Annotated in this window: 25 protein-coding genes; 11 read left to right on the top strand and 14 right to left on the bottom strand. The window is 63.7% G+C overall.

Annotation, left to right across the window (positions count from 1 at the left end):
• Nucleotides 1-17 precede the first annotated feature (17 nt).
• Entirely contained in the window at nt 18-995 is a 978-nt protein-coding gene (locus HUU99_RS04110; protein ID WP_174285314.1) for a hypothetical protein, read from the top strand.
• Nucleotides 996-1,116: 121 nt separating this feature from the next.
• Here HUU99_RS04110 and HUU99_RS04105 read toward each other — a convergent pair whose 3' ends face one another.
• A complete protein-coding gene (locus tag HUU99_RS04105) occupies nt 1,117-1,716 on the bottom strand; it encodes a tetratricopeptide repeat protein (protein ID WP_174285313.1) in 600 nt (199 codons plus the stop codon).
• 153 nt (nt 1,717-1,869) lie between these two features.
• Here HUU99_RS04105 and HUU99_RS04100 point away from each other — a divergent pair, with 153 nt between their 5' ends.
• From HUU99_RS04100 to HUU99_RS04090, 3 genes are all read left to right on the top strand, one after another.
• Nucleotides 1,870-2,661 (top strand): hypothetical protein, encoded by a 792-nt coding sequence (locus HUU99_RS04100; RefSeq protein ID WP_174285312.1) that lies wholly within the window; start codon nt 1,870-1,872, stop codon nt 2,659-2,661.
• A gap of 75 nt (nt 2,662-2,736) precedes the next feature.
• Entirely contained in the window at nt 2,737-3,441 is a 705-nt protein-coding gene (locus tag HUU99_RS04095) for a hypothetical protein (RefSeq protein ID WP_174285311.1), read from the top strand.
• A gap of 240 nt (nt 3,442-3,681) precedes the next feature.
• Nucleotides 3,682-4,035 (top strand): hypothetical protein, encoded by a 354-nt coding sequence (locus HUU99_RS04090; RefSeq protein ID WP_217430760.1) that lies wholly within the window; start codon nt 3,682-3,684, stop codon nt 4,033-4,035.
• Nucleotides 4,036-4,546: 511 nt separating this feature from the next.
• Here HUU99_RS04090 and HUU99_RS04080 read toward each other — a convergent pair.
• From HUU99_RS04080 to HUU99_RS04070, 3 genes are all read right to left on the bottom strand, one after another.
• Nucleotides 4,547-5,140, bottom strand: a complete 594-nt coding sequence (locus HUU99_RS04080; RefSeq protein ID WP_174285308.1) for a hypothetical protein — start codon at nt 5,138-5,140, stop codon at nt 4,547-4,549.
• Nucleotides 5,141-5,296: 156 nt separating this feature from the next.
• Nucleotides 5,297-5,575 (bottom strand): hypothetical protein, encoded by a 279-nt coding sequence (locus HUU99_RS04075; protein ID WP_174285307.1) that lies wholly within the window; start codon nt 5,573-5,575, stop codon nt 5,297-5,299.
• 297 nt (nt 5,576-5,872) lie between these two features.
• A complete protein-coding gene (locus HUU99_RS04070) occupies nt 5,873-7,024 on the bottom strand; it encodes a helix-turn-helix transcriptional regulator (RefSeq protein ID WP_174285306.1) in 1,152 nt (383 codons plus the stop codon).
• 622 nt (nt 7,025-7,646) lie between these two features.
• Here HUU99_RS04070 and HUU99_RS04065 point away from each other — a divergent pair.
• A complete protein-coding gene (locus HUU99_RS04065; protein ID WP_174285305.1) occupies nt 7,647-8,285 on the top strand; it encodes a helix-turn-helix transcriptional regulator in 639 nt (212 codons plus the stop codon).
• Between the two features lie 19 nt (nt 8,286-8,304).
• Here HUU99_RS04065 and HUU99_RS04060 read toward each other — a convergent pair whose 3' ends face one another.
• The 4 genes from HUU99_RS04060 to HUU99_RS04045 all read right to left on the bottom strand — a co-directional run bounded on the left by HUU99_RS04060 (nt 8,305) and on the right by HUU99_RS04045 (nt 12,384).
• Nucleotides 8,305-8,712, bottom strand: a complete 408-nt coding sequence (locus HUU99_RS04060; protein WP_174285304.1) for a hypothetical protein — start codon at nt 8,710-8,712, stop codon at nt 8,305-8,307.
• The gene (locus HUU99_RS04055; protein WP_174285303.1) at nt 8,709-9,212 is read right to left on the bottom strand and encodes a hypothetical protein; all 504 of its coding nucleotides are present in this window, start codon (nt 9,210-9,212) and stop codon (nt 8,709-8,711) included. Before HUU99_RS04055 ends, HUU99_RS04060 begins: the two co-directional genes overlap by 4 nt.
• Before the next feature lie 123 nt (nt 9,213-9,335).
• Nucleotides 9,336-10,514, bottom strand: a complete 1,179-nt coding sequence (locus HUU99_RS04050; RefSeq protein WP_174285302.1) for a M24 family metallopeptidase — start codon at nt 10,512-10,514, stop codon at nt 9,336-9,338.
• 139 nt (nt 10,515-10,653) lie between these two features.
• Nucleotides 10,654-12,384 carry a CocE/NonD family hydrolase gene (locus HUU99_RS04045; protein ID WP_217430759.1) on the bottom strand — a complete coding sequence of 577 codons (1,731 nt, stop codon included), beginning with the start codon at nt 12,382-12,384 and terminating at the stop codon, nt 10,654-10,656.
• A gap of 350 nt (nt 12,385-12,734) precedes the next feature.
• Here HUU99_RS04045 and HUU99_RS04040 point away from each other — a divergent pair, with 350 nt between their 5' ends.
• The 3 genes from HUU99_RS04040 to HUU99_RS04030 are packed head-to-tail and all read left to right on the top strand — an operon-like array spanning nt 12,735 to nt 17,443.
• Entirely contained in the window at nt 12,735-13,598 is an 864-nt protein-coding gene (locus HUU99_RS04040) for an alpha/beta fold hydrolase (RefSeq protein ID WP_174285301.1), read from the top strand.
• A gap of 51 nt (nt 13,599-13,649) precedes the next feature.
• Nucleotides 13,650-16,259 (top strand): TonB-dependent receptor, encoded by a 2,610-nt coding sequence (locus tag HUU99_RS04035; RefSeq protein ID WP_174285300.1) that lies wholly within the window; start codon nt 13,650-13,652, stop codon nt 16,257-16,259.
• 29 nt (nt 16,260-16,288) lie between these two features.
• A complete protein-coding gene (locus HUU99_RS04030; protein ID WP_174285299.1) occupies nt 16,289-17,443 on the top strand; it encodes an FAD-dependent monooxygenase in 1,155 nt (384 codons plus the stop codon).
• A gap of 40 nt (nt 17,444-17,483) precedes the next feature.
• Here the strand turns inward: HUU99_RS04030 and HUU99_RS04025 are convergent, their stop codons facing one another.
• Nucleotides 17,484-18,038, bottom strand: coding sequence for a hypothetical protein (locus tag HUU99_RS04025; protein WP_174285298.1), 555 nt, complete (start codon nt 18,036-18,038; stop codon nt 17,484-17,486).
• Between the two features lie 194 nt (nt 18,039-18,232).
• Between HUU99_RS04025 and HUU99_RS04020 the strand changes: the two genes are divergently transcribed.
• Both HUU99_RS04020 and HUU99_RS04015 read left to right on the top strand, forming a co-directional pair.
• Nucleotides 18,233-18,973, top strand: coding sequence for an SDR family NAD(P)-dependent oxidoreductase (locus tag HUU99_RS04020; RefSeq protein WP_174285297.1), 741 nt, complete (start codon nt 18,233-18,235; stop codon nt 18,971-18,973).
• A gap of 22 nt (nt 18,974-18,995) precedes the next feature.
• Complete coding sequence (locus tag HUU99_RS04015) at nt 18,996-20,354, top strand: RidA family protein (RefSeq protein ID WP_174285296.1); 1,359 nt, start codon at nt 18,996-18,998, stop codon at nt 20,352-20,354.
• 2 nt (nt 20,355-20,356) lie between these two features.
• Here the strand turns inward: HUU99_RS04015 and HUU99_RS04010 are convergent, their stop codons facing one another.
• The 3 genes from HUU99_RS04010 to HUU99_RS04000 are packed head-to-tail and all read right to left on the bottom strand — an operon-like array spanning nt 20,357 to nt 22,527.
• Nucleotides 20,357-20,716, bottom strand: coding sequence for a hypothetical protein (locus HUU99_RS04010; protein ID WP_174285295.1), 360 nt, complete (start codon nt 20,714-20,716; stop codon nt 20,357-20,359).
• A gap of 60 nt (nt 20,717-20,776) precedes the next feature.
• Nucleotides 20,777-21,691: a LysR family transcriptional regulator gene (locus HUU99_RS04005; RefSeq protein ID WP_174285294.1), complete on the bottom strand. Its 915-nt coding sequence runs from the start codon at nt 21,689-21,691 to the stop codon at nt 20,777-20,779.
• Nucleotides 21,688-22,527: an alpha/beta fold hydrolase gene (locus HUU99_RS04000; RefSeq protein WP_174285293.1), complete on the bottom strand. Its 840-nt coding sequence runs from the start codon at nt 22,525-22,527 to the stop codon at nt 21,688-21,690. Before HUU99_RS04000 ends, HUU99_RS04005 begins: the two co-directional genes overlap by 4 nt.
• Nucleotides 22,528-22,897: 370 nt before the next feature.
• Here HUU99_RS04000 and HUU99_RS03995 point away from each other — a divergent pair, with 370 nt between their 5' ends.
• On the top strand, nt 22,898-24,046 hold the full coding sequence (locus HUU99_RS03995; protein ID WP_174285292.1) for a class I SAM-dependent methyltransferase: 1,149 nt from the start codon (nt 22,898-22,900) through the stop codon (nt 24,044-24,046).
• 167 nt (nt 24,047-24,213) lie between these two features.
• Here HUU99_RS03995 and leuD read toward each other — a convergent pair whose 3' ends face one another.
• Both leuD and HUU99_RS03985 read right to left on the bottom strand, forming a co-directional pair.
• Nucleotides 24,214-24,846, bottom strand: a complete 633-nt coding sequence (gene leuD, locus HUU99_RS03990) for a 3-isopropylmalate dehydratase small subunit (RefSeq protein ID WP_174285291.1) — start codon at nt 24,844-24,846, stop codon at nt 24,214-24,216.
• A gap of 2 nt (nt 24,847-24,848) precedes the next feature.
• Nucleotides 24,849-26,240 carry a 3-isopropylmalate dehydratase large subunit gene (locus tag HUU99_RS03985; RefSeq protein ID WP_174285290.1) on the bottom strand — a complete coding sequence of 464 codons (1,392 nt, stop codon included), beginning with the start codon at nt 26,238-26,240 and terminating at the stop codon, nt 24,849-24,851.
• Nucleotides 26,241-26,256: the final 16 nt, after the last annotated feature.

Raw genomic sequence — 26,256 nt, 5'->3', positions numbered from 1 at the left:
GAACACGAGCTCGCCGCATGACGAAAAAGAAATTATTGCGCCCGGCACCGCGCCCGACCGAATGGATCCCGCTGGCGCTCGTCGGCATTGTCCTGCTGGCGGTGGGAATGATGATCGTCAGGTACGGGTGGATGGCGAGCGCCGATGGGCAGACAGGCGCTATTTTCATCTACGCGTTTGCCGCTCCGTGGCTACTGTTCGGACTATGGCTGACGGGGTCGGCCATGGACACGATCACGCGGTTATTCGAGATCGGCCGTGGATCGACGATGTTTGCGGCCACCATCGTCGAGGTTCGTATTAATTACATCGAGGGGCCACATGGACGGCGGGCCCGTTGGGTCGTGGTCGCGCAAGCCACGTGGCCAGGCGACGGTACGATTCACGACTTCGATTCCGATAACCTGGGAACCGACGTCAGCGGCCGATACCGGCCGGGGCAGATGGTCAATATCCGCGCGGACCTGCGGTCGGGTATCTACCGGATGGACTTGAAAAGCGTATCGGGTGTCGAGCGCACGCAGGTTCCCCGCGCCGACGCTGCTCAAGGCGACGTCGGCCCGCTCGAGCAGCAGACCGTGATCGTGCCGCGAAAAGCCTATGCGCTGTTCGGCCCGGTGGTCGGGATCGGCGCGCTCGTCGCGATCTTCGGCGGCGAGTTTCGGATGTTCGGCATCATCATATTCGTATTTTTCGGTCTAATTTTGGCGCTCGTCCGCCTCTCGCAAAAACAGGCTGAGCAACTTGCAGCGAAAGGGGTTATGTTTCCGGCAACGGTCTCCAGGATCGTTCACGAACGTTATACCGGGGCGGGCAACGTGCGCGACAGAGATAACTGGTCGGTCAGCGCGACCGGAACATGGCCCGATGGGCTCAGCCAGGTCTTCTACGGTCTACCTGCGCTTCATCTCGGCTCACTCGCTGAAGGCGATACCGTGTGGATCGTCGGTGATCCGACCACACGCATTTACGCGCTCAACCTTATCCACCCGTGATCGAACTGCCCTGCGTCTCTCGCAGACAGGGGTCGCTTCGCGTGCGCAGCCGGTCGGCAACTGCAAATCGTCAGCCGGATATCCCCGACGTGGCGAGCGCTTATCGACGACAAGTTGCGGGTCAGCGCGCAGTATGGCTTCGACTTGCGATTTTGGCCAAGGTGCGCGCGTACAACACGCGTAGCTGCGGGGTGGCACCGGCGGGATCGATCGCCAGCGCCCGGGCAAAGTCGCGCGCAGCGGACGCGACGTAGCCGCGCCGGAGACGAATGCGTCCGCGTTGTGCATAGTAATCGGCCAGGATATCGGAGGAGCCGTTGGTCCGGTTCGCCGGGATGGCGACATGGCTCGCGATCGCCGCGGTGAAATCCCGATCGGCGGCAACCAGCAGGCCGCGGTCTTCATAGACGCCCGCACGATCGGCCAGGATCGTCTCGTCGCCCGGCGTGTCGGCGAGGGCCCGGTCGAAATCCCTGATCGCCTGCGTCCTGCGTCCCAGCATCGCGAGCGCTTCGCCGTGACGGGTACGCAGCAACGACCGGTGAAAGCGCCGTAACGGCCTCGTGCGCAATGCGCTCGCGCAGGCGCGGACAATGACGCGGGGTGCCCCGCCGTCAGTCATGCACCGTATCCAGTCGGCCTGCCGGTCGGATGCCGCACCGGCCGCGCTGCCCGCCATCAGCAACAAGCCGAAAAGGCAGATCGCGATAATACGGTTCAAAAGGCCCCGGCGAAGATTCGTGGGTCGAGGATGGCGCGGATTCCGTGTTGGTCGAAAGCGATCGGAGTGTCACGCACGCTAGGCATCGCTTTATGAGATGCCTTCCCCCGAATGGGGGAAGCAGGCGCGGGATCGGTATTGTCTATCTCCACCATGAAGCAACGAACGGAACGCCGCGGTTCGTCCGGCTGGGCATCGAAAACGGGATGGTTGGCAATCGGCCTCACGCTTGCCACCATGACGCAAGCGCAAGAGGCCCGTCCCGGCGCCGGTCCCAAGCAACCCGATTATCCGCCCCCGCCGGCCGTCGCCGTTACCGGCTTCAAGGTGCCCGGCACCCCCAGTAAGTGTCTCAGCTCGATCGAGCAGAGTGGGCGCAGCGATGCCCTTGGCTTCACCCAGAGTACCGATTCGGTTCGCGTGGCTGGAACATTCCATGTCAACACTGCGACGGTGTGCCTTCCGACCGCGGATCCCAAGGTGCAGCGCGTGGTCGTCGCGACCTTCTCAACCGATCCCGCGACGACGACCTTCTACCAAGCCGACTTGCGGGCGCGAATTTTGCAGTACGCGCAGGGCCAGCCGATGACGGGCAGTGGTGCCGTGCCTATCATGACCGGCAACGGCGCTGGGATCACATTGCGCATGCTTTCGGGCCGGGGGCCGGCGGCGGACATGGCAGCCGCCCGCGCCACCGCAAATCAGCTCGGCATGTCGATCGGTAACCCGACGCCCGGCGGGGAGGTTGTCTTGACGGGACGGGGTGCGCAGGTGGTGGTCGCATCCTCGCGGACCAGTCAGCCGATGGGCGGTCTCGCCATTGCCTATCAGACCAGCGCGATCGTCTTGATCGGTTCCTCGACCTACGACCACGAGCCGCTGGGTCGCGAGGCCACCGACGCGGTACTGGCGCGCATCATGCCGCAGCCTGTTTATCTTCGCTAAGACGATATTCGGTCGACCTCGCCGCGATGACCCAGACACGATCGTCGGCACGATGATTGCCAAAGGAAGCCTTTGATGAAGCCAGTTTTCGCATTTCTCGCGCTCCTGTCGGCTGCATCCGCCATGCCCGCGCTCGCACGACCCGCTACACCGAATCGCGAACAGGCGCAGGTGATCGGCCCGCATGCCATCCGGATCAGCTGGCGTGACGCCACGACCTCCAGCGAAGGCAGCTTTCATTCCGGAGGGCCCAACCTGAACTTCGAGGTCCAGGCCCAGGCACCGGACAGGAGCAGCGGCTATCTTCACTTCGACGTGTTCGACGGCAACACCGACCGTGTCCATTGGGACGCCACGAACCTTGGGCCTGGGCACCATTGTTTCGTGATCTGGTCGCGTGATCCGGACAACGACATGCGCTCCGAACTGCCGACCGCCGCCGCTTGCGCCGACATCCCCCTGGATCGGGCGACCTATGCCGGACCGCCGCTCGGTTTCGGCACGATCCGGCCGATGCGCGGCCAGATCGTATGGCTTGCGCCGGACGGTGCGGGGATACGGGCAATGGAAACCGATGGCTTCGTATTGGCGATCACCCCAGGGCGTCTCTGCCCGGCACAATGGCGAAACGTCGTTCATCAGAATGGCGGCTTTTCCGGACTTGGCGGTGCCGGTGCCCGGAAGGCGGCGGACCCGTATTGGCTTTGCTGGTCGGCGCTCCTGCCGCCAGGCACCTCCGTTACGCCCCCGACATCCAGCCAGCCGCCGCTGCGACGTTGAGGAGGGACGGGGATCGGGCAGGACGAGGTCGCCCCGTTAAAAACCGGGGGGGCTTGGGAGGCCCTCCAGTCGAAGAAAATGGCAACCGAAAGGGTAACGATGCTTAAAGCCATGTTCCGCCTGTTGTCGGCTCTGGCGTTCGCCGCATCGGCCAACGGCGCGTTGGCCCAGTCGAGCCCGCTTCCGCCCGTCCCCGCGCCCTCCGCCGATCGTAGCGCGATCCGCGCCTATCGCCTGACGGTGCCGACGATGGAGCGGATCGCCCGCGCCGCCGCTGCCCTCAAATCGGCGGATCCCTCGCTCAGGGCCGAGGATACGGCGGCCGCGGCGGGCAATACGGTCGCTGAACTAATGTCAAACCTGACCCGTGCTTCCAGGCTCAGGGCATTTTTTCATCGTCAAGGTCTCACCGACCACGATGTCGTATTGTTTCCGCTCGTTATCATGAGCGCGATGATCGCTCTGAACGACCCGACGCTCGCGTACATCCAGCCGGTCTCGGCGGATCAGATCGATTTCTACAAGCGGCACCGGCTGGCGCTGGATGCCATCTTCCTTGACGACAGCCCGCCCGCGAAGCCCGGCAAACGCTGATACGCTTCTATGCGCGTGGACCCTCGCATCGTCGATCATTGCGGTAATGGCCCTCCACGTCCCGTTGGCGGTTTGGGGCCCTCGCTGCCCGGACCCGGATGGTAGGAGACATAAGGATGCAACACGGCCGTACATCGCGGTTTCCAATAGCGAAACGACGGCCCGAACCGGACCGACTTTTCGCTGCCATAGCCCTCCAACACGTACTGCAGGACGTACCCGTGGTCCTGATGGCCATTGGAGTAATCGACCGTCCAATCCCAGCCATCGAGCGGTTGCTTGGTAAGATCACGGGTTGCGAACACGATCTGTGTCCAGCTCGAACCTCCCCGCCCGGTACTGGCCTCTTCGACCATGCACGAAATCGTCGTTGCCCACGCCGATGCCGGGGTCGACAGCGCCAATGCGGCAAATACCCACTTGGAAGGACGCATCGTTTTCTCCCGATATTTGCACCGGCATCGGCCGGAATCGCGCAACGAATACCTTCACCGCTCGGACAAGCGAGATCTTACTCTGTGTAGGTAATGATCAGCTGCGTACCGTTCCGATCGGCATACCGCATTAGACAGGATGCCTGGGTGTTAGCGTTCTCGTCCTCGCTGGCACCCGACAGAATAAAGCCGTAATTCGTCATAGCCTGTCCTGCGGCCAACCAGCCGCGAACCTGACTCGTTACGTCGACACTTTTCTTCGCGCTTACTCGACCGTCCTGGTTTGCCGGCGGAAAATTGTTCGGGTCATGCCAATGGTTGCCCTCCCAAAATTTCTCCTTCGCGACGCCCAGGTATCGAGCGCACAGTGGCACGTTCACAGGTCCTTTTCCACCGGCTGGTATGAGAACCAGCATGGCGGAGAACACGCTTTTACCCGTAATGGCAGCTAAGTTGAAATGCAGGCCTAACCTGTTTATCTGATTAATGGTCACGGGCCCCGAATATATACCGAACTTCACGTTGTTATTGTAACCATACCCGACCTCGACGTATTCACCGCCATCAGATGATTTATCTGACGAGTTTCCACCACTGTCGAAGACAGCATTATCTCCGCCGATCTGTCGAGCTTTCTGCATCCAGACCCGGTGATCCGGATTGAGAGTCACCCTCTTGAGCGGCCCGTTAGCGTAGGGCCCGGTAGGGGTCGAAATCGCAGTACAGGTGAACTGGGATGGCTGACCGGACCTTTCTCCTTGAGCGCCAACCCGCGACCAAATGCTGAAACAATGTTCGCCTGGACCCAGGTTGCGGAACGTGTACGATTACGTGGCGTCCATCCTGACGCCGCCCGGTGGCGCCCAGTTCGCGACGCCGGGATCGCTCTTGCCCTCGATATCGAAGACGATTCCCCCCTCGTTGGCGGTGTTGCGCCAGCTTACCGTGATTTGACCGGGTCCGGTCGAAACGGAACCCTCGCCGTTCGGCGTTCCGGGCCGAGCCAGCGCTTCGGCCCCCGTCATCAACGCGGCGAGGGCAACGGAGGAGCGAAGCAGAACCGAGCATTGTTTTCCGGAAAAACATCGCATGAAGTCGCCCGCCATTCGTCGCCGCGACCATGCGGCCGTCACCTGTCCTGACCAATGATTTCTTCCCTCGCCTCCCCCAAACATATGATGACCGTCGCTTTTCCCCGATCTTGGTTGCGACGTCTTTCGTAGATAAGGTAATCGGGCGCGACACTGCACGGCTCGCGCTGAACGCGAAAACATCGAGCCGCTCGCTAGCTGGGCGTGGTCGGCTCCTTATCGCGCTGGCGATCGTTTTACTCAGGTTGAATCGTTAGAACGTACGTTTCTGCCGTGTCTCTTTGCAAGGACGAAGAACGACACGAGAAGGGGTCATCTGTCAGGTAATACCGTAATATCGGCGCGCTGGTCCAGGGAGCATCGCGTGACCTTGGCGACCAGTTCGGCTTGCCGATTGCTTCCCGTCTTTTCGAAGATTCGTTGCAGATGCGTTTTCGCGGTAGACAATTTGATGCCGAGGCGGCCGGCCGCGACCGGTAGACCTGAGCCATCGGCTACCAACGCATGCAACATCTCCGTCTCCCGCGCAGTCAACCGATGCTTCTTTGCAAAACCTTCAAGCCCGCGACACGAGATTGGTTGCGTCACGCGGATGGTAAGCAATGTAGCGGCAAACCCTTGACCGAAAATATCGGCATCGGGTCCAATCGGGTTGACGTCGATGTCTATACGCGCACCGTCCTTGGAATGAAGCGCCAGGTTCCCGGCTCGAGCGGTCGGGTTGCTTCGACGGCCAACGAGCAAGCGCTGCAAATCGGTATCGGCGCTCGGATCCGTCGCACATAGTGTTCCCTTCCGAACCTCCAGCGTCGTCCCGTCTCGCAGCAGGATCTCGGCGACGCGATTGGCATACACCGGCCGATCGCTCGCATCGAGCAAGATAATGCCGACGTCGAGATGATCGAACCCGTTCTTGAACGCCGCTGCCCGACACTCGAGGTCCACGAAGCGTAAGTTGAATGCCATCGCGCGGATAAGGTGCGGCGAAAGCATCTTCAACAGACGAATGTTACCTTCGTCCGCTTCACCCGCGCCGTCCGGCCTCACCAGCGTCAAGGGCACATACCGCGTTCCTTCCCTATGCAGGACAAGTGAGATGGGACTGCATAAGCCCTGCGGCTTTGCCCAGCCATCATAAAACTCGCTTCTTCTGAACTGAGAGGTTTCCACGACCATCTGGTTGGTAACAACGAAGCCGGGCTTCATCCGAGACTCGATGGAAAACAGCGGATTCATCGGCAGGTAATGCGCGAAGTTCCTGGCGACATGATCTTGATCGAACCCAAAAAATGTCAGCGGCCTGCCCAAGCCCGTGCTGGGGTCTTCGATGGTCAACCCGCCCGCAATACACCCGGTCGTGACGGCGAGGCTTTTTAGTACGGTGGCCCAGCCAGCCGGATCGAGCGCCGCAGCATAGATCATGTCGAGCGTTTCGAGAAAACCCTCATCGGAAAACCCGGGCATCGAGACATTCCTGCGCGAAAGACGCCTTTGTCGAATACGACTTCGTCACTCAATTTACCGTCGGCGCAAGTCACTCAAACGCATAATAGCCGACCCAGGACAGCCCTCTATCAGTCTGGTGATAAGTGATAAACCCCCAGCTGCGATAGGACGCGTTACTCAGCTCGATCCGCCGCCTGGCGCGCCCGGCAAGCGCGATACCCGGGACGAGGTGCGAAGCATCTTGTGGCCGGTTGCATAATGCGCCGTTTATCATCCGAACGGATGACGCCTGTCTGTGCAATCCCGGATAGTTTTCGCGCATTGGCTAGATTCGCCGGTCAAACATCCGGCAAGCCGAAGATCGTCGAGGATAATAGGCGCGTTGCAGGCTTACGACCGAGCTTCATAGCGGCAGAGATGACCGAGGCTGCATAGCCGACAACCACTCTATCATAATAGTCGAAAGCAATACCCCGGGGGCACAATGATCGCTGAAACCGCCGCACCGCTAATCGCCGTTCGGTACGATGACGACCCAACTGGTCTTGGTACCGACGCAACGAACAGGTCGAGCATACCCGCCGCCCGATCTCATCAACGAAACTTTACGGCATCGCTAACCTTGGTCCAAGATCGGGCGTTGCCCGCCGCATTTATCGGACCTGGTAAGGATACGACGCCGAGCGAGACCGACGCCGCGATAATGGCGGCGCAATACGGGATGATGAACGCTTTCGATCTCATCCGCCAAGCCGCAATTATCACCAACCATCTCGGTGGCTCACCGCGTTTTAATCGCACAGCCCAAATCCTGGTCGGCAATGACATTCTTATGATTCACGGGCGGCTGCGTGGCATAACCCCCCCCGCGGACCGCGCGTTGCGCGACCTTCTTCTCAGCATCGTCTCTCCTGACTGCGCGAAGCATCACGACGGGATAATATTAAGGCACCGGAATGGGGGGCTGCTTATCGTACAAGCAACAATCCTAAGCCCAGCCGTCTTTGGCCCATCGAGCATCCTGGTGACGGTTAATGATCCGGCGACCCGGCCGAAACCCGTCGCAAGCCTTGTGGCGCAAGCATTCGACCTGACGTCAGCGGAAACCAAACTCGCCAATCTCTTGGTCAATGGGGGCGGTCTTCGAGTTGCTGCGGAGAAACTGGGGGTATCGATCAGCACCGTACGAACCCATCTCAAAGCGATCTTCGGCAAGACCAATACGCACAGCCAAGCTGAATTGGTAGCATCGCTCGCGACTTTCCAGTCAGCACTGTAGAGTTGCTGATCGACCCCGGTCAGCCTGCAGGCGCGAGGAAGCCAGGCTCGAACGGGTGCGAGCCAGCGCAGTCAGTAGCGGTCCAATACCACTGGATATGAAGAGGAGGTCCCTGCGGTGGGCCATTATAGGCGGACCGTCCCCGATAGCCTGCGCAATAGCGCACGAGATTGACGTCATCGCTTGCCGACAGGTTGACCTGATATCCGTCGCGCTCGAGATCGATCGCGTGGCCGAAGAAGGCATATTGCCAGGACCTTTGTGCTTGCTGCTGCAAACAAGTTCCAATCGGATGTTGGCCAGAATTCGTGGCCACCCCATTCGACATATACCACCGGGTGCCGTAATTCGGCTGGAGCAGGCGTCGAACCAAAAACGCCCGACCGTAGAGCCCGACATTGGTTGCTGCTTGATGTTGAGCGATCACCGTATCGTCGGCTGAAGATAGAGGTTTGCGGGCAGCGCCGGCTGAGCCGTCGTGATCACACCGATGTTGCTCTTGTCCTTGGTTGGATCCAGGATGTCCACGCCCTGACCGATCTCGTGCGCGGCGGTCTGCACGATAACGCGCCCCTGCGGCGACAGCGTCACACGCGCCGACGCCGCGCCCATCTGCGTCGGGTACGTCGAGGAGCACAGCCCCAGCCGATCAGCCAGTCGCGCATCGCGCCGGGCTCGGGTGTCCGCTTCGCCCAGCCGAACGCGGCGGCGAGGACGTAGAAGCACGGCATCAGCGCGCCTGCGGCATCGCGGCGCTCCGTCGACGGCAATATCGTCGTTCATGTGCGCACCGATGCCCGGCCGATTCTGCACGCCCGTTCGGGGGAGATACCCGAGTGGGGAGCGCATGCGACGCGGATTGTAATATCCTTCGATGCAGCGAACGATGCTCGGCACGCCTCGGCGCGCGTTGCCCAGCGATTTCATGTACCAGTTCGACCGGCAACGTGTGGAGGACGCCTCTTCATCGGGCGTGATCGTAGCAGTTGCCGGGCCGGCTCATCAGCCGCATCTCGTCGCCATGTTAAGGAGCGACGGAGTGATCGCCGCTCAAAGTCGATAATAGGGGTTGGACGTGTCGTTGAGCGGTTCGCATCCGGTCGCCGTCACCAGCCATAGATCCTCGAGATGTACGCTACCGCCCATGTCGGTCTGCAGCATCGGGCAATCGATGCTCAGCACCATGTTTTCCTCGATCAACGGATCGTCCTTCACGAAGTACGCCCCGTCATTCTTGAACCCCTCGTCGGTGTGGAACAGCCCTACGCTATGCGGGGACGACGGTGTGGCGATGTCGTGCCCCGCCTTCGCGATCGCTTCCCGGCCGATTCGCATGATGTCGGAAAAGCGGAGGCCCGGGGCGAGCGCCGCGGATACCGTCTCGTTGCACAGCACCGCCGCATCGACCGCGCGCAGCAGGGCCGGGTCGGGCTGACCGACGATGATCGTGCGGCCATAGTCCCCATGATAGCCCGCATAGCTGGCGACCGCGTCGATCGAGAACGCGCGGCCTTCGGTGATGACGCCCTTGCGCTGACGATAGGAGGAGTAATCGGTCGACATGAACACCGGCCGGCCGCCGCGACGTCCGGTTTCGGCGAAGAAGGCGTTCTGGAGATCGACATAGCGGTCTCCCGGGCCGACCGACCGGATCGCCACGGTCGCCGCTTCGCAATTCTGCTGTGCCGCGATTCGCATCAATGCAATTTCGTGCGTCGATTTGATCATGCGGATACGGCGCAGCAGCGGACTGGCCGAGCGATAGATTTCGCCCGTGCCGAGCAAAGCCGTCGCGACTTCGCCGTCGGTCGCGATCGCGCCGTCCAGATCGGCAAGAACCGCACCCAGGGCCAGCGTCGCGCTGGGGAAAGCCGGATGAGCCGCGAGTTGCGCCTCGGTGGTAGCGCGCGTCGCGCGCTCGTACGAGTCGACCGCACCGTCCTGCGCCGACCGAAAGAAGGTCGGCGGCATCGCATTCTCGCCGTCCTGGTCGGGAGCGGTGTAGAGCAGGATCTGCAACGGGCTGCCCGGCGGGACGTCGTCGAGATCGAAGAAGTAATGCAGGAATTGCGCGGTAATTAGAGTCACCGGTTTCGAACGATCGGCCGGCACCACCGCGACCGAAGACCCGAGATGACCCATTACCAGCGTCTGTGGCCAGAAGCCGGTCGCCTGATAGATGTTGGTACTGTCGGCCAGCACCAGCGCCGACACACCGAATTCAGCCATGACCGCCTCGGCGCGAGTGCGATTGATGAGGGGGGTCGGCAGACTCATGAGGTTTTCCGGTTGCTTGATTGACAGTGATGTAGGACGCGCGTGAGACCATGCCAGGGATGTGGCTGAAGTCCGTCCGGGGGCCGGACGCTCACCGGGTGGGCACGACCGGCAGCAGCAGGAACGCGTCGATCCCCGGGCCGGTATGAAGTGTCGTCGTGCCGGCAAAGAGATCGTCCGGCCGGTCGAGCGGATCGTTATGGAGAAACGGGCCGCAGCCCCGCAGTTCGTTCTTGAAGTTCGACTGGTGCCCGCCGCTGACGGGATGCTCATAATCGCTGCCACGGATCGTCAGGGCAAGCCTGTAGCCGGCGGGGACGACGATGCTGGTTGGCCATAACTCGACATCCACGTCGACCGGTATCCCGGGGCTGAGCGCTTGGATCTCGTCATGGCTGTGATACGGGCGGTACTCGGTGGAAAGCGTCGGGTCGAGCTTGCGATGCGACGCGCGCAGCCAGCCTTGAGCGACCGGCGTGTGCGGATCGATGGCGCCTTGAAAGGTGACCTCGGTCAGGTCGGGAGAGAAGACCCGCAGTATCGCGAACAGATCGGCGTCCTGCGTCGAGGACGACACGCGCAGCTTGAGCGCGAGCGGACCGGTGAACTCGGTATCCACGGCCAGGGGTGCGGTCAGCAGCGTTAGCCCCGCGCCGGTCGAGGCAAAGCCCTGCGCGACTGCGACGTCGCCGGGCGTTTCCGCCAGCCGACCATGCGTCAGGTCGAGGTGTAGCCGTGTCCATTCGGTGTCCGGGATGGGCCAGGCCGTTTCGGTCCGCTCGACGAAATGTTTCAGGTGCCGCACCTGCAGCCGCACTGCCGGCTCGTCGCGCCATGAGTCGGGGTCGCCTTTCAGGAAATGATCGAAAAAGCGCTTCTGCAGCTCGCGTCCATAATCCGTGTAGAAATGGGTCCAATGCTCCAGGCCGTGCGCTTCCAGCCACTTGTGCGACGAGGCCGCCCGCACGAATCCTTCGAAATTGCCGCGCGTATGCAGCCCCTGTCCGCTCCAGTTCGCTGCGGTCAGCAGCGGCACCGTCACGCGTGCCCAATCGGGCGACCGCGCGCGGTGATAGGCATCGTCGAGCGGGTGCGCGCGGATTTCGCTGCCGAAATCGCAGCGACCGGCCGCCAGTGTCGCCGCGTCGAGCAAGGCGTTGCCGCAAACCAGCTGGCCGGTCACGGCGCTGCGCCGGCCGGCCTCGCCGATACCATGCTGCACCGTCTTCACCTGCATGTCGGACCAGTTCGCCCAGAAGGTGCTGAGGATCCCGCCATGATGCGTCATGTCGCGATAGAAATCGGTGGCACCCTCCCAGACGCATATCGCTGCGAGATGCGGTGGCTGTAGCGAGGCCACCTGCCACTGGTTGATTCCGAAATAGGACACGCCATTCAGCCCGACCTTGCCGTTCGACCAGGGCTGCACGCCGGCCCATTCGATGCAATCGTAGAAGTCGCGCGTTTCGCGCGGCGAGAAATGGTCGATGTAGCCGGGCGACGCTCCACAGCCGCGGCTGTCGACGCGGACGACGGCATAGCCCTCGGGAACCCATTTTTCCGGATCGACCACCTCCCAATTCTGGTAACGATTGCTCGATCCCGCGGTAACGTCGGGATGCTTCTCCGCCATCGTTCGCCATGCGGTGGGATAGCCTTCTTGGAACGAAAGGCCCTTGGCATAGGGGCCATGCGTCAGGAGCACGGGATACTCGCCATCCTCGACCGGGCGGAACACGTCGGCGCGTAACGTCAGGCCATCGTCCATCAGGATGGCCACGTTCCACGCGATACGCATGCCGTCCCGCAACTCGCTCGTCATCATGCGCTCCCGTCGTCGAGTTTCGGGCCGAGTGTGCCCGAAGATCGAGCGTAACTGATGACGCGATCGCGAGCCGCCGATCAGTGCCAAATGCGGCATGAGGTCCGTCGTCATGCGCATGAGTGGCCCGCGAGGCGCGCAGGAGCCGCGATCGACGCTCATACCGAACCCGTATGCGGTAAGTCGCAGTTGGGAGCTTACCAATGGCAGATGTTGCAGGAATACTCCGGCGAGCAGTGACATCCGAAAGGATCGACACCCAAATCGTGACAACCGTCGCTGGAGTCAACATGCGCCGACGCTCATTCCTTGGCGGGCTCGCGATCTCCCCTTTGGCGGGAGGGGTTGGAGTGCCGTCATGCGCCGAGGCGAGCGGCAACGCGGCGGCGACGTGGCGCGGGGCGAGCGTGCTACGCGGCGGCAAGGGCTATGCCGAAGGTCCGCTCGGTCAAGTCCATTACCGCCATATGGGGGGGCATGGCGGCGTGCCGATCCTGCTGCTTCACCAGACGCCGCTCAGCATGGCCGAATTCGCCGAAATCCAGACCGCGCTGGCGCGGCTCGGCCGGGATTCGATCGCGGTCGACAACCCCAGCTACGGTCTGTCCGACCCGGCCCCCGCCGGTGCCGACATGGGCCAGCTCGCCGACAATCTCGTCGCCGTGCTGGATCACCTCGGCATCGAGAAAGCGGTTATCGCCGGGCACCATACCGGGGCCTCGATCGCGATCGCGTTCGCTGCGCGGCATCCCGGGCGCACCGCCGCGCTGATCAGCCATGGCACGCCGTTCTACTCGGAACCGGAACGGACCGAGCGGCTCGCGCGGCCGCCCTTCTGTCCGGAGCTCAAGCCCGACGGCGGCCATCTCGCCGACGTATTCCGTGAAGTCTTCACGCGGCTCGGCGGCACCTCGGACAGCCTGGTTCCGGCCACATGGTCGGCGATCGGCCAGTTTCTCGCGGACAGCGACAGCCCGGTTTATCACGCCGTCTTCACCTACGATATGGCGCAGGACCTGCTGCGCATCCGCGCACCGGCACTGATCCTATCGAGCCCGGGCGACGTGTTGCACGACAATGACGCGCGCGTTGCCGCGCTGCGCCCCGATTTCACGTTTCACGAACTGCCCGCGGGGCACACATTCTCTTTGCTGGATCATGCCGACCTTTGGGCCGGCGCGGTCCATACGTTCGCAGGGCATGCCGCAGTCTAACGCACAACGCGGGACGGCGGTTCTATCTCAACAGACTAAGGGGTTAACGGCATGCAAAGAAAATACTTGTTCGTGGCATCGTGCCTGGCGCTGAGCGTCGCGAACGTCGCCCACGCCCAATCGGCACCACCGGTCGCGACACCGGCGGCGGACTCCGCTGGCACCGGCACCGGCACCGGCAACGGCCCCGCCGCTGCCGAGCCCGGATCGGTGGGCGACATCGTCGTCACTGGGCGCAAGCGCGATGAGCGCCTGCTGCAGGTCCCTGTGTCGATAACCGCCTATACCGACGCCAAGCTCGCCGATCTCAACCTCGTCAGCATCGCCGACATCGGCAAGATCACCCCGGGCTTCAAGTTCGAGCAGCAGGCGTTCAACAACGGCTACCGGTTCCTGTCGCAGACGCGCTTCCGCGGCATGGTCGCGTCAAGCCCGCGCCCGAACACGCAGGTTGGTGCAGTGTTTGTCGATGGCGCCTTCGTGGCAGTCGGTGCCGGCTCGCTCAACACCGACGACGTCGAACGCGTCGAAGTCATCAAAGGCCCGCAAAGCGTCTATTTCGGCCGGAACACCTTTGGCGGCGCGGTCAACTTCATCACCCGCGAGCCGGGCGACGAACTGCGCGTCACCGGCAAGAGCGAAGTCAAGACTTACGGCGGATACGACGTCGGCGGCAGCATCGAAGACGCGATCATTCCGGGGTTGCTGAACGGACGCGTGGTGATCGATTCCTACCGCAACGGCGGCCAGTATGATTCCGGGGACGGCAACAAGGTCGGCGAACAGGATACCAAGTCGATTTCCGCCTCCTTCCTGTTCACACCGACCGACCGCCTCAAGGTGCGCGCTCGCGTATCGTATCAGCGCGACGACGATTACGGCGACCTGATCGAGAATTACAGCCTTGTCGATGCCAATTGCGTGGTCGGCGCGCGGCCGTTCTTCTGCGGCGCTATCCCGCATAGCGGGAGCACCTATCGAAATTATCTTGGGCAGACCGTCACGGTCGATAGTAGACTGGCCTATCAGGACACCAGCCTGCTCGCGCCGGCGCTGGTCGTGTCTGGCCGACCCAATGCGCTGAACGACCTGATCCACAACACCAATGGCGCGCTCAACGACGTGTCCTTCATCAACAAGGTGCCGTCGCTCAATCATTTCGGATCGACGGACCGCATCCTGCGCGCCAACGGCAGCGCTGACTATGATCTCGGTGGCGGATACGCCTTCTCCACGTCGGTCGGCTATGGCCAGGATCGTGGCGCAGCCCTGCGCGACGACGACAACGTGCTGGGCTACGCCACCGCCCGTCCGAACTGCGCGTCGACGCTGCCAGCGGCGGCGTTTCAGACGTGCATCCTCAACAACACCAACTTCGTGTACATCCCCTTCATCGAGTCCGACCTCACCGCCGAAGCACGCGTCAGTTCGCCGCGCGACAGGCGTTTGCGGCTTGTGTTCGGCGTTAGCTACTTCAAGCAGTGGATCGACGGCAATCTGAGCTCTGCGGGCAAGACGCTGGTGGCGGGTACCGGCTCCATCACCCCCTTTGTCAACAACGATCGCGATCGGTCGTATGCAGCGGCGGTGTTCGGCTCGGCCAGCTTCGACATTCTCAAGACGCTGACGCTGGATCTCGAAGGTCGCTATCAGAAGGACGCGCTGCGCCAGTTCACGCAGTCGGGCAGCTATGCCGCCGGCACGATCGCCTTCACGCCGGTCGGCGCGGACTTCAATAAGTTCCTGCCGCGCGCGATCCTGACGTGGAAGCCGACGCGCGACACGACGCTCTATGCGAGCTATTCGATCGGCGAGCTTGCCGGCGTATCGAACGTCAGCTTCAACAACGAAGTCGCAGCGGTCGCGCGCAACCCCACCAATCCGATCGGCTCGACCGATCCCGCGGTGATCAGCAAGTATCTCGCGGGCCTGTTGGGATATAGCGGCACGGTGCCGACGATTGTCCCGGCCGAGCAAATCAAGCAGGTCGAACTCGGCTGGAAACAGTCGTTCTGGAACGGTCGCGGCGCGCTGACGGTGGCGGGCTACCATATCGACTGGACCAACATGAAGACCAGCGCGGCGGTCACCGCGCCGTCCGATCTCGACGGCAATGGCGTGCTCGATCCGGTCGGTGCGACGCTGCCGGGCAAATCACGCATCTGGGGTGCCGAGTTCCAGCTCGACTTGCAGCCGGTCCGGCGGCTTTCCCTGACGCTCCAGGGCGAGAAGGTCAGCCAGAAATTCACCAGCTACACGATCTACGGCGTTGCGGCGCAGATCATCAGCCCGAACGCACAGGCGTCGGGCGTCGGGACGACCTTGCCCCAATATCCTACCTCCACGCTGTTCGGTTCGGCGCGCTATTCTGCTCCGATCAGTGCGAACGTCAGCGCCTATGGTCAGGTCGAGAGCACGCTGACCGGCCGGCAATATCTCGACGAAGGCAATCAGGCATGGATCGCGCCGTACGATACCGTCAACCTGCGCCTCGGGGTCAGTATGAAGGCGTATCGCGTCGAAGCGTATGTCACCAACCTGTTCGACTATAGCGGGCCGGTCGGCGGCCGCCGCAACACACTGGGGGACGGGTTCGTCGGCGTGACGATCTATCCGGCGCAGTTGCGCACGTTCGGCTTGCGCGGATCGTTCGCCTTTTGACCGACATCGCGCGGCACGGAGCTCATGATGTGACCGAACCGATCATCATCATGGGTGCCGGGATCGGCGGGTTGACCGCCGCTCTGGCGCTGCTGCGCCAGGGCGTGCCGGTCAGGATTTTCGAACAGGCCAGGGCGATCGGCGACGTCGGTGCCGGGATCAGTCTCGGCGCGACGGCAAGCCGGGGACTTTATTCGCTTGGCCTCGAGGATACGCTGCGTGCGGCGTCGGATGCTCCGCTCGCTTCGGAAGCACGGCATTTCCGGACTGGGGCGCTGCTCGCACACGGGTTCGCCGATCGCCCTGGCAAAGCGCCCGAGCGACACCTGACCAACCAGATCCACCGCGCCGATCTGTTCGCGCTGCTGCTCGCCGCGGTACAGGCGCATGATGCCGACGCTCTCCGGCTTCACCACCGCTTCGCCAGCGCCACCCAGGATGCGTCGGGCGTTACGGTGCACTTCGCCGAGGGCGGGTGCGTGCGCGGCGCGGCGCTCATCGGGTGTGACGGAATCAAGTCGCGCGTCCGGGAACAGATGTTCGGGGCGAAGGAACCGCGCTTTGCCGGACGACTGGTCTATCGCTTCCTCGTGCCGATCGAGGCCGCACGACCGTTCCTGTCCAACCCCGGCACGGTTTCGTATGTCGCGCCCGATCGCTCGCTGCTGCGCTATGCGGTGCGGCATGGCCGGCTCATCAATTGCGTCGCCTTCGTGCGGAGCGATCAACCGACCCGAGAAAGCTGGACCGAGCGCGTCGACGCCGATGAGCTGATGGCGATCTTCGATGGCTGGCATCCCGACGTGCGCGGTCTTGCCGCCGCCGCGCCGCGCGAGGGTACCGCGAAATGGCCTCTGTTCGATCGCGATCCGCTGCCCGTTTGGATCGATCGGCGTATCGCGTTATTGGGCGACGCGGCGCATCCGATGCTGCCGTTCCTGGGGCTGGGCGCGGCGATGGCGATCGAGGATGCCGTCGTGCTCGGTCGTGTCTTCGCAGAAGGCGGGACTCCGGAAGATGTGCTGTCGCGTTATGCGCGCGCGCGTGCGCCGCGCGCTGCGGAAATGCTGCTCGCTTCGCGCGAGCAGGCCGAAATCTACGCCGAAGGACCCGACACCAAACGCCGATTGGCCACCACCCATGCCGAGCGGATGCGCTACGATCCGGCGACGGTGGCACTGTAGCGACGCTGGATTAAAGCCTCCGCGGAAGGGGTGAAACGCGCTACTTCGTCGGCGGCGCGCGCAGCGGCATCGCCTGGTCGAGATCGGCAATGGTCACCTGCAGGAAAAGGCAGACGCGCTTCCCGGTCGGTGCCACGCAGCGGAACGTGTGACCACGCCCGGTCCAGTCTTCGGCGAGCGTCGCTGTGCCCGGCATCAACTGATGTTCCACGCCGTCGCCGGTCGAAACGAGCAGTTTCCCCTGCAGATAGATCAACAGGTTCTTGTGGCCCGCATAGTGGAAGTCGCGAAAATCGCCATCTTTCCAGTAGCCGATCGTGAACTTCTGCACCGGCTCGTCGAAATAGGTGGTGAGCTTGCCGTTGAGCTTTTCGGGCACCGCCATTTCCTCGATATGGCTTTGGCCATCCGAGGCGGAATAGAGGTGGTTCATCGTCATGATGTTTCCGAAATTCTCGAGCAGGCTGCTCGCCTGCGCGTGCGCCGCGGTATGCCCGAGCAGGGCTCCGCCGAGGCAGGCGGTCATGCCGGCCGCGACGAGGCAGCGACGCAGCCGGGTCATACGCGTGGTGGCGGGTTTGATAGGGTCAAACATGGCGGCTCCTGTGCGTCTTGTGACGCGGCAGTATGCAAAGCATGCTTCACGCTGAACAGCGCAATACGAGAGCATTGCAGATTCCGTATGAGCCAATAGGGACCAGCACGCGCAGCCCCTTCGTGCTAGACCGCTACCGAGCCCTCCCATAGCTTTCGCCGTACCGCACCAGGCGACGACGGGGAACGGCCATCATGGCATCGACATTTCACGACCAGATCGCGCTTGTGACCGGCGCCTCGGGCGGCATCGGCGGCGAGACCGCGATCCGTCTCGCCGCGCGAGGCGCGAAGGTGGCCTTGCAATATAATTCGAACCCCGCCGGTGCCGAAGCAACGCTGAAGAAGATCACCGCTGCCGGCGGCACTGCGATCACCGTGCAGGGGGACGCCAGCGACGCCGCCGATGCCGCTCGCGTCGTCGACGCGACGGTCGGCGCCTTCGGCAAGCTCACCCTCCTGATCAACGGCGCAGGCATTTCGACCCCGCTGGCGTTCGGGGAGATGACGGCGGAAACGATCGACCGCGAATTCGCCGTCAATGTCCGGAGCGTCATTCTGATGACGCAGGCCGCCGCCCCGCATCTCGCGAACGGCGGCCGCGTGGTCAATGTCAGTTCGAACCTCGCTTTCGGGCCCTTGCCCGGCCTCACGCTGTATAGCGCCGCAAAGGCAGCGGTCGCTTCGCTCACGCACGGCCTGGCGCGCGAACTCGGCGGGCGCGGCATTACCGTCAACGCGGTCGCGCCAGGCGCGACGCTCACGCCGATGACCGACTGGCTCGACCGCTCGGTGATGGACGGGATCGCCGCCAATACCCCGCTCGGTCGCATCGCGCAGCCGGACGACATCGCCGACGCCATCCTGTTCCTCGCTTCGCCCGACAGCCGCTGGATCAACGGCCGCACGCTGATCGCCGACGGCGGCCTGATCTAGCCCATTCCTACAGGAGACTGACGTGACCGACGCCAAGGCCCCACAATCGATCTGGCCCGATATTCCGCAGCCGCTCATGCCATACAGCCCAGCGGTCAAGGCAGCCGACTGGGTGTTCGTCTCCGGGCAACTGGCGAGCGACTTCAAGACCGGCATCGCGCCCGCCGCCAAGGCGACCAACGCAAATCTCGAGGACGAGCTCGGCCTGCAGTCTCGCTTCGTCATGGAGACGCTGAAGCCCACACTCGCCGCCGCCGGTGCCGACATCGCGAGGGACGTCGTCCGGATCTGGCAGTGGTTTCCCTACGACACGCCGACGTACGAGCAATTCGAGCAGGGCGACAGCTGGCCCGGCCTGTCGATCACACCTTATCTCGACGTGCGCAACGATTACATCTTCGAGCCCCGCCCCGCCTCGACCGCGGTCAGCATCCGTGCGCTCCCCGTGCGCAAGGCGCGGATCGAAGTCGACATGATCGCGATCGCGGATGGCGGCACCTCGGTCGGCTTCGCCGCGCCGGAGGGCGTGCCGATGCCGCTTGCCGGCTATTCCCCCGCGCTGCGTCGCGGCGATTGGGTGTTCCTGGCGGGGGAGGTGCCGACCGACTGGGTCGGCGACTATGGCGAAGCGCGCAACATGGGAATGCCGAGCGCGCTCGCGCGCGAGGCGCGCGTCAACCCGCACGTCTGGTACGGCTCGTCGATCGAGGCGCAGACCGACTACACGCTAGCCAAACTCGCCAAGATCGCGGAAGCCGCCGGCGCTTCGCTCGAACGCGCGGTCAAGGCCGATGTCTATATCGGCCATCCGAGCGATTACGCGGGCATGGACCGGGTGTGGAAACGCTGGTTCCCGAACAACCCGCCGGCGCGCTGCGTCATCCCGTACATGGGTCTCGGCACGCGTGGCAGCCGCATCGAAATCGCCTTCACCTTGCTCGCCAATGACTCCGCGTTGACGATCGAGCGAATCGAAACCTCCGACGCGCCCGAGCCGTGGAGCCACGAGCCGCAGGCGGTCAAAGTCGGCAATTTCCTGTTTCTCAGTCAACAGATGGCATGCGACAGTCGCGGGGCGCTCGCCGACGGAATGGTGCGGCACCCCGAATTCCCCTGGTACGGCCTGCCGGGAAAGAATCAGATGCGTTACATGTTGGGGAATGTCGCGGCGATCTGCGAAGCGGGCGGGACACAGCTCGAAAATATCGTGCGCCGCGCCTGCTTTCATGACGAAGGCACTTGGTTCGCCGATTCGATCGAGGAATGGGCGGCGCACTTCCCGGGCGTGAAGCCGGCGTCGACGACGATGAAGATCGGCGGCCCGCTGGTCGTTCCGGGGGCCAATGCGTTGCTCGATCTGATCGCGTACGTGCCGGATTGAGGTTATGTCTCCCGCCGAGCCTCTCCTTCGGGGGGAGAGGCTGAAGTCGCCGTTTCCACCCGCTCAGCCAGTTCGGCGGCCGCTTCGCGGAAGGGTGCGAGCATCGTCGCGACCAGGCCCTTGAGCGCCGCCTCGCGCTGCACCCGCACGATCTCGTCGGGTTCGAAGCCGGTGACGGCCGCTGGCGTCACCGCGGCCTGCGCCTCCAGCAGGCGCACCACGGTGTCGAGCTTTTCGTCCACTGCCGAGATTTCGGCCCCCAGCGCCATCACCATCGCAAACAGCCGATCGACATTCTGTTCCGGAAAGAAGAATTTGGGAGCACCCTTCACCACGAATTCTCTGTCTGCCACGTGCGTCATCCTCTGTACGTTCGCCAGCACGCGTTCCCCCGCGCGCGGTCGAACAGTTCTGCATGAATATCAGGCTCCGCCCCCGTCAGCGAGCGTTCGCAAATGTCCGAGCAGACGCTGGATCAAATGCAGATTGGTACAATCGGTGCGATGCATCAGGCCGGTAACATAGCGGAAGTCGAGCGCCGGAACGTCCAGCCGCACCAGCCGCCCGTCGCCCACCTCGCTTACCACCGAGCTTGCCGGCAGCATTGCCAACAGGCCCAGCCGCAACGCCCCGATCTTGGTCATCGAGATCGACGACGCGTTGAGGCTCTGGATGGGGATCGGCAGATTGTTGCGGAAAAACGCGCTTTCGAATCGGTAGCTCACCGACATTTCGAACGGCACCGCCCAGCAATGCTGGACCATCGTCTCGAGCCGCGGTGCCTCGCGCAATGCCGGATGGCCGGCCGCTGCATAGGCCGAAACGAGGTCCTCCTCGATGGAATGGAACACCAGTTGCGAGGCGTGTTCTTTCTCGGTGTAGATGTAATCGGGGATCTGACAGATACCGACGTCGCTGTCCCCGGTCAGCAGATTGTCGATCAACGCCTCGCGCGTGCCCGAGGAGACGCGCACGTTCAGCCCCTGCTCGTCGGCGGTCAGGCGCGCGATCGCTTCGGGCAACAGGTCGAGATAGAAATTCGGTGACGCGCCGATTAGCAGCCGCCCCCCGCTGCGCGCGCGGCGTACGCCGATGTCTGCGGTCAGCCGCTCGGCTTCGTTCAGCACCGAGGCCGCGAGCGGGAGCAGTCGGCTCCCTTCCGCGGTCAGCAGGGATCCGCGCGGCGATCGCTCGAACAGGACGATACCGAGATCCGCCTCGAGCGAGCGGATGTTGCGAGTCAGCGTCGGCTGGCTGAGGTACAGCGCCTTGGCGGCTTGGCCGTAACTGCCAAGCCTGGCGACTTCCATGAACTGCGCAAGATGCTTGAGGTTCAAGCCGGGTCCTCGCCCAAAAACGCGCGCAACGCGTCCACCACTTGCTCGCGGTCGAGCTTGAAGAAGCCATGCGCCACGCCGGGAAACTCCAGCAATCGTCCGTTCGGGATGATCGAGACGACCTTGCGGGTATTGTCCCACAGATCATCCTCTGGACACAAGATCAGCGTGGGCTGGTTCAGCGCTGCGAGATTACCGAGGAAGTCATATTGATACACCGCCCTGAAACCCCAGGGCAGCCGACTGCCCGCGCGCAGGCATTCGGCGAACGACAGCTGACGCCATTCGGGGTCGATACGCGGATCGTTCAGGCTCTCGACGAGCGTCCATAGCGCGACGATGTTCGAGCCATCGGCCTGCGGAACAGGGAAACGGTCGATTGCCGCGAGCCGACGGGCGCGTTCCGCTGCATCGTAGGCGGCGAGGCCCAGTAGGCCGATCCGCCGAATGCGGTCAGGCCGGGACCGGCCTAGTTCGGTGCAGATCACCGAGCCGGTATGATAGCCCAGCACGTCGATCGGTCCGTCCGGCAATTCGCCCGCGGCCAGCATCCCGTCGACGAAGGCCATCATGACCTGCGCATAATCCTCGATCGTCGTCGGCGCGTCGGGCGCATCGCTGCCGCCGTAGCCCGGCGTGTCGGGCGCGAGGACCACCCGGTCGCGCGCGAGCCCCGCCATGATCGGCTCATAGTCCCAACCCGATTTAGGCGACTGGTGGAAGCAGACCAGCGTCGGCCGCGTCGGGGCGGTCGACGGGCGGGCGATGCGATAATGCAATTGGCCGTAGCGGCTGGCGGCATATGCGCGTTCGACATGGGGGACGCGCAGGCTCATGCGATTGACTCCGGATCGTCTGGAACGGGGAGGCTTACGAAGCGAGATGGGAGCGGTCTAGCGGGCCCATGGGCCGCCTTCACGGATCAGGGAACCCGATACACTTTGCGCATGAGGCGCTCGGCGCAAGTCCCGTTGCGATCCGCGCGCACGTCTGCGGGGTTTTGGGAACCAGGAACGCGAAGATCGATATGGATCGGCTTCGTGGCTGCCGCAGCGCATTGCCCCATACGCAAGGCGCATTGCACCTGTATCGAGCCTGTACGCCCTGCCGCAGGGTCCCTAAAATTTGTCATGTCGAACCCGACATCGTCCGACACGGAGGCTTTCCGTGTCGGCTGACCCACTCCTCAAGCGCATGGCGACGATGATGCGATTCCATCCTGAAAGTCCCGATATCGATGGCGAAGCGATGTCGCGGCTGCGCTTCGTCGCTGCGTTCAAGAAGGAATTGCACGGTCTCACTACAGGCAACGCCGCGGCGTATCGCGCCGATGTCGCCGCCCTCCCGACGCCCGAAGCCCCGGACGATCGGCGGGCGGCGCTCCGGCAACGGATGGAGCAACATCCCTATTTTATGGGCTGGTCCAGTTTGATGCGCGCGTCGCAGGACTTGATGTGGCACTATACCGGCCGGGCCGTCCAGGGCAGCGGCGAACGGCTCGCGACGCGTTACAAGTCGATGTCGAACCAGGCGAGGGGGACGGTGGCGCTCGATCCCGGTCTTGCCGCGCCACGCTATCTGGTCGACACCGATGTCCACCGCATGCCCGGCGGCTACGCGACCGATACCGATCGCGACGACCTCCATGCCGGCGCCCTCTACGATGTCGGAGGCGCGATCTATCAGCTCGGCATGAGCAACGCCGCCGGTGGCCTGCTCAACGATACGCGCGGGCGCACGCTGATCGCGCATCTGGCGACGCGCTTTCCGGGCTTCGCGCCTTCACGCATTCTCGATATGGGCTGCAATGTCGGCCACAATACCTTGCCGCTTGCTTCAGCCTTTCCGGACGCCGAGACCGTCGGCATCGACGTCGGCGCGGCATTGTTGCGTTACGCCCACCTCCGTGCGGAGGGCCTCGGCATCGCGGTCCACTTCGTCCAAGCCGATGCCGAGCGGACTGGTTTCGCCGACGCGAGCTTCGATCTCGTCGTGTCGCAGATCGTGCTACACGAGACCTCGCCCGAGGCGACTGCCAATATCATTCGCGAAAGTCGGCGGTTGCTGCGACCCGGCGGCGTGGCGGCGCATCTGGAAATTCCGTTCCAGGCGGCCGAAGGCGATGATTATCAGCAATTCATGTGGCTATGGGAAGAATATTACAACGCCGAGCCCAATATCGCGGGCGTGGTGGACGGTGACCTGGTTGGCCTGGCAGAGGCGGCCGGACTGACGGAGGTGCAAATGGGCTATCAGGACATTCCCCAGGCGGACGGCTCATCGGCCTTCCACGCCAGGCCGCGGCGCGGCAGCGGATTGTCGCAATGGCTGGTCGTATCGGGTAGCGCGGCGTGAAGCTGCGCACCGCCGCGCCTGCGCTCGCGCTCGCCGCCGTTCCGGCGCACGCCCGCCCCGACAATCTGTTCGGCGCGTTCGGACAGTCGTAAAAGGGTGCATTAGCCTTCCGCGGGCGTTCGGACTCCCAGTCTCCATCCGCGTCGGCAGGATCACCCGCCCGCCGATCAGGCCGTGGGATAGACCCAGTTCCGGACCGTGCGATCACGGGCGATGAAGCGGGCGATGTCGTCGCTGCGTTTGAGCGTGAGGTCGATGGCATCGAGCCCTCCGAGCAACATTTCTCTCGCTTCCTCGGCGATCGGGAAAGCGTCGGTCCCGCCGTCCGGCCCGACGATGGCCTGCGCCGAAAGGTCGATCGTGATTCGCAGCCGTTGCGGATCGGGCGCGACGGCGGACGCGAGCCTGGCGATCCGGTCCGCCGCGAGCACCGCCGGTACGATGCCGTTGCGAATGCAATTGCCGTAGAAGATCGGATTGAACGACGGCGCGACGATCGCGCGGATGCCGTATTCCGCCAACGCCCAGGCGGCGTGCTCGCGGCTCGACCCGCATCCGAAATTGGTGCCGGCGAGCAGGATCTGCGTGCCGGCATAGGCGGCCTGGTTGAGCACGAAGCCCGGATCGGGATCGCGGCCGCCGGTCGCGCTGCCGAGATAGCGCCAGCCGGCGAACAGGCCGTCGGCGAGCCCGGTCTTCGACACGGACGTCATCTCGCGCGACGGGATGATCGCATCGGTGTCGATGTTGTCGCGCAACAGCGGCGCGGCGACCGCGGTGAGCACGGTGAACGGGCGCATGGTCAGCGTTCCGGCGTGCGGGGGTCGGCGATGCGGCCGGCGATCGCGCTCGCCGCAACCGTCTCCGGGCTGGCAAGGTGCGAGCGCGTCCCGGGCCCCTGACGGCTCTCGAAGTTGCGATTGGTCGAGGTGACGACGCGTTCGCGCGCGCCGAAGCTCTCGCCCCCCGCGAAGAAGCACATCGAACAGCCCGATTCGCGCCACTCGAAACCGGCGGCGAGAAAGATCTGGTCGAGCCCCTCGGCCTCGGCGGCGTGCTTGACCGCGGTCGAGCCCGGGACACAGATCGCGCGCACACCGGGCGCGACATGGCGACCGTCGAGGATCGCGGCGGCGCGGCGCAGATCGGACAGGCGGGCGTTGGTGCACGAGCCGATGAACGCGGCATCGATCGGCAGGCCGAGCACCTTTGCGCCCGCTGCCACGCCCATGTAATCGAGCGGGCGCGCTGCCGCATCGGCGGGCACGATGCCGTCGATCGCGATCGCATCCTGCGGGCTCGTTCCCCAGCTGATCGAAGGCGCGACGGAGCCGGCGTCGACCGCCAGCTCGATGTCGAAGGCCGCGTCGGGATCGCTGCGCAGCGTACGCCAGTATGCGATCGCTGCATGCCATGCTGCGCCCTTGGGTGCGTAGAGCCGCCCTTTCAGATAGGCGAATATCTTTTCGTCGGGCGCTATGATCGCGCTGAAGGCGGAAAACTCGGTCGCCATATTGCACAAGGTTATGCGCGCCTCGACATCAAGCGCCTCGACCGCCTGCCCGGCATATTCGACGATGCAGCCCTTCCCGCCCGACGCGCCATATGATGCGAGGATATGGAGCGCGAGATCTTTGGCGGTTACGCCTCGACCAAGCCTGCCCGACACCGTGATGCGCATTGTCTTGGGTTTGAGCACGCGGAGGGTCCGCGTCGCCAGCGCATGCTCCGCCTCGGTCGAGCCAATGCCCCAGGCGAGCGCCCCGATCGCGCCTTGCGTGCAGGTATGGCTGTCGGGGCAGACCAAGGTCACGCCCGGCAATACGATCGCCTGTTCCGGGCTGATCACATGGACGATCCCTTGTCCCGGATCTCCGATGTCGAACAGCGTGATCCCGGCCGCGAGCGCTTGCACCCGCGTCGCGCGGATGAAGTCGGTGCCGGTCGGCATCATCGTGACATCGGCGCGACCGGGAAGTGTATCGACGACATGGTCCATCGTTGCGAACACCTGATCCGGTGCCGCCACCGTGCGCCCCGCTTCGGCGAGCGTCTGCAGCGCGATGCCGCCGGTGCGTTCGTGCAGCAGCACGCGATCGATCAGGATCAGTCCGCCACCGGCGATCGGCATGACCTGATGCGCGTCCCAAAGCTTCTCGAAGAGCGTGGTGCTTCGGGCGGGGTCGTTGAGCATCAGGTCCGATCCCTAT

The organism is Sphingomonas bacterium (assembly GCF_903642285.1).
In the GTDB taxonomy this organism is placed as follows: domain Bacteria; phylum Pseudomonadota; class Alphaproteobacteria; order Sphingomonadales; family Sphingomonadaceae; genus Sphingomonas.
This window is presented reverse-complemented; position numbering and strand designations above follow the sequence as displayed.

What these genes read in the sequence shown, in the direction of transcription:
- HUU99_RS04110 (WP_174285314.1), top strand. Translation starts at nt 18, where the DNA reads ATGACGAAAAAGAAATTATTGCGCCCGGCACCGCGCCCGACCGAATGG.
- HUU99_RS04100 (WP_174285312.1), top strand. Translation starts at nt 1,870, where the DNA reads ATGAAGCAACGAACGGAACGCCGCGGTTCGTCCGGCTGGGCATCGAAA.
- HUU99_RS04095 (WP_174285311.1), top strand. Translation starts at nt 2,737, where the DNA reads ATGAAGCCAGTTTTCGCATTTCTCGCGCTCCTGTCGGCTGCATCCGCC.
- HUU99_RS04075 (WP_174285307.1), bottom strand. Translation starts at nt 5,575, where the DNA reads ATGGCGGGCGACTTCATGCGATGTTTTTCCGGAAAACAATGCTCGGTT.
- HUU99_RS04070 (WP_174285306.1), bottom strand. Translation starts at nt 7,024, where the DNA reads ATGCCCGGGTTTTCCGATGAGGGTTTTCTCGAAACGCTCGACATGATC.
- HUU99_RS04055 (WP_174285303.1), bottom strand. Translation starts at nt 9,212, where the DNA reads ATGAAATCGCTGGGCAACGCGCGCCGAGGCGTGCCGAGCATCGTTCGC.
- HUU99_RS04050 (WP_174285302.1), bottom strand. Translation starts at nt 10,514, where the DNA reads ATGGCTGAATTCGGTGTGTCGGCGCTGGTGCTGGCCGACAGTACCAAC.
- HUU99_RS04045 (WP_217430759.1), bottom strand. Translation starts at nt 12,384, where the DNA reads ATGACGAGCGAGTTGCGGGACGGCATGCGTATCGCGTGGAACGTGGCC.
- HUU99_RS04035 (WP_174285300.1), top strand. Translation starts at nt 13,650, where the DNA reads ATGCAAAGAAAATACTTGTTCGTGGCATCGTGCCTGGCGCTGAGCGTC.
- HUU99_RS04025 (WP_174285298.1), bottom strand. Translation starts at nt 18,038, where the DNA reads ATGTTTGACCCTATCAAACCCGCCACCACGCGTATGACCCGGCTGCGT.
- HUU99_RS04020 (WP_174285297.1), top strand. Translation starts at nt 18,233, where the DNA reads ATGGCATCGACATTTCACGACCAGATCGCGCTTGTGACCGGCGCCTCG.
- HUU99_RS04010 (WP_174285295.1), bottom strand. Translation starts at nt 20,716, where the DNA reads ATGACGCACGTGGCAGACAGAGAATTCGTGGTGAAGGGTGCTCCCAAA.
- HUU99_RS04000 (WP_174285293.1), bottom strand. Translation starts at nt 22,527, where the DNA reads ATGAGCCTGCGCGTCCCCCATGTCGAACGCGCATATGCCGCCAGCCGC.
- HUU99_RS03995 (WP_174285292.1), top strand. Translation starts at nt 22,898, where the DNA reads ATGCGATTCCATCCTGAAAGTCCCGATATCGATGGCGAAGCGATGTCG.
- leuD (WP_174285291.1), bottom strand. Translation starts at nt 24,846, where the DNA reads ATGCGCCCGTTCACCGTGCTCACCGCGGTCGCCGCGCCGCTGTTGCGC.
- HUU99_RS03985 (WP_174285290.1), bottom strand. Translation starts at nt 26,240, where the DNA reads ATGCTCAACGACCCCGCCCGAAGCACCACGCTCTTCGAGAAGCTTTGG.